Genomic DNA, 2493 nt, shown 5'->3' with positions numbered 1-2493 from the left:
TATCGCTCTTGAAAAACACTGTAACTGCACTACATCTACAAAACACAGTGTAATTAAAACCGAGACCTTAACTGAAAAATCCAAAATTCAGATATCTAACAAAAACAAAAATCAAGTATCTACAACCAAACAGATGACTGTTCAACACTTAAGAAAAAGATGCTCACAAGCTGGAATAAAATGGAGTTACGCTATCCAGGAATCCAAAACAGGTAAGAAACGACATCTCAACCGAGAAGAAATGTTAATAGCCTTAACCAAGATTAAACAGTCAGCATAATAAAAATATAAACTGATAGTAATTCATTCTATTATCAGTTTATATAAAATGGACAATTCCTGTATTTGTTGGCGAAGAAAAAATTCTAGTAAAGAAGCATTACCCTTAATTTTCACTCATCCAAATTCTAGACAAGAAGCAATGATAAGAGGTGATTATGGTGAGATGGAATTATGGGATAACCTAACTGCTGCTCAAGCAGAAGTAGAAAAATTTAATCACAGATACCCCAATCTTTTCTTTTGGGTAAAAGAACCAAATGTCAAATAATCATCCCTACAAAATTATTCCTGACAGAATTACCAAACTAGCTTCATACCAGATTTTCGTATTTGGCAGCAACACTGAAGGAAGACATGGTGCTGGAAGTGCTTTATTTGCGCGACAGTACTGCAATGCAGAATACGGTAATCCCCAAGGAAGGCAGGGACAATCTTGGGCGATCGCAACCAAAGACCTAAATAAGGGTATCCGGGTGCGATTCGTTCAGTCGAAACCTGAATAAGGGGGATGGCTGGCAATGGTTGAGTAACCCATTCTAGGGTAGAGTTCGCACTTTAATCCTCAACCAATGACAACTCAATATCCATGTAGGTGAGGAAATCTAACCGAGCATTAGCCTAGACAGCTAGAGGAGAAAGGGAAAATATTCAAAGGATTAACTTGAACTGAATTATAACCCAATCCAAAATACACCAAGTCCTACTGTCCCGGTGCGGGATTAAAAGCACGCAAACTACCAATACAAATTGGTAGCCCCTACATCCCAGACTGATTATCAAAGGTGTAAAGCGGGGGTGAAAGCAGAAATAGGTGGTAATTGCTGAAAGCACCTACTGCAAGCAAGAGTCTATGGGTAGAAAAAGCAAAGTGTCATCTGAACCATCGTCACCCTTTGCCAAGGGTCATAAGCTAGTGGCATAAGCCACACTCTTGGGCTGGAAACATCCGGTGGAGGTAGAGACTATCAGGATTCTGGAACCGCGATAGCGCACCACTCCTAACCTCGGTGGAAAGACACGCCCTAAAAGGCTCAATTATGGATATTGGGAACGAAACAACCCCTCATGTTCTCCTGAAATTGGTAACAGGTAGGCATCAGCCATAAGACATGAAGGCGTAGGATGACTCAAGAAGCAAATGCCTAATCCGAATTAACGGGTAATGCCTTAAAAGGGATGGTTTAACCACCGGGATAAGCAGACGTGAGCCGCAGTGTGGGAAAGCTAGAGGTAAAATGTAGCCATGAATAAGCCTAATTCGGATTCAGAAATGAATATCGAGGGATGGAAAACTATCAATTGGCGACAAGCTGAAAGATATGTTTTCAAGTTGCAAAAACGCATCTATGCTGCTTCCCGCCGTGGTGATGTCAAGCGATGCCGCAAACTCCAAAAGACGTTGATGAGGTCTTGGTCTAACAGGGTGTTAGCGGTACGTAGGGTAACAACTGAAAACCAGGGGAAAAAGACGGCAGGAGTGGACGGTAATAAATCACTGCCCCCAAAAGCACGTTTTGAACTGGCAGGGCAATTAAAGCTAACTGGCAAATCCAAACCTACCCGTAGAGTATGGATTCCAAAACCAGGAAGAGAAGAAAAACGCCCATTAGGAATACCCACAATGTACGACCGCGCACTACAAGCCGTAGTAAAAGCTACGCTTGAACCAGAATGGGAAGCGGCATTTGAACCAAATTCCTATGGTTTTAGACCCGGAAGGTCATGCCACGATGCGATAAAACAGATTAAATTCTGTATTCAACAGAAGGCGAAATTCGTGCTAGACGCGGACATAGCCAAATGTTTTGACCGCATCAACCATGAAGTACTTCTCCAAAAGTTGAAGATCAAGGGTAAGGTCAGGCAACAAATTAAAGCCTGGTTAAAATCCGGGGTGATAGACAAAGGAGCATTTACTGCCACATCTGAGGGTACACCGCAAGGTGGTGTCATCTCACCACTTTTGGCAAACATTTCCCTCCACGGAATGGAAGAAAGGATAAAACAGGAATTCCCCGATATGTCACATGCAGGTAGGGAAACCTGGTTTCATAAAAAAGGTACTCATTTTGTACCCCCAAACATTATCCGCTACGCGGATGATTTTGTGATTCTCCATGAAAACAAAGCCGTTGTACAAAGATGCCGAGAAACTATCTCGGAATGGTTAGCTGGTATAGGACTTGAATTAAAACCAGAAAAAACCCGGCT

At 42.2% G+C, this 2493-nt stretch carries 4 protein-coding genes; all 4 read left to right on the top strand.

Features of this window, described 5'->3' with window-relative positions:
* A partial coding sequence (locus LC574_RS35445; RefSeq protein ID WP_229458301.1) for a hypothetical protein occupies window positions 1-280 on the top strand: 280 nt, incomplete at its 5' end.
* Window positions 281-328: 48 nt separating this feature from the next.
* Window positions 329-550 (top strand): hypothetical protein, encoded by a 222-nt coding sequence (locus tag LC574_RS35440; protein ID WP_229458300.1) that lies wholly within the window; start codon window positions 329-331, stop codon window positions 548-550.
* Window positions 540-785, top strand: coding sequence for a hypothetical protein (locus LC574_RS35435; RefSeq protein WP_229458299.1), 246 nt, complete (start codon window positions 540-542; stop codon window positions 783-785). The genes LC574_RS35440 and LC574_RS35435 overlap by 11 nt, the downstream gene beginning before the upstream one ends.
* A gap of 740 nt (window positions 786-1525) precedes the next feature.
* Window positions 1526-2493 (top strand): reverse transcriptase domain-containing protein (locus LC574_RS35430; protein ID WP_229458298.1); only part of this gene is annotated, 968 nt, incomplete at its 3' end.

This window comes from Nostoc sp. CHAB 5715, from assembly GCF_020829685.1.
Classification (GTDB): domain Bacteria; phylum Cyanobacteriota; class Cyanobacteriia; order Cyanobacteriales; family Nostocaceae; genus Nostoc.
This window is presented reverse-complemented; position numbering and strand designations above follow the sequence as displayed.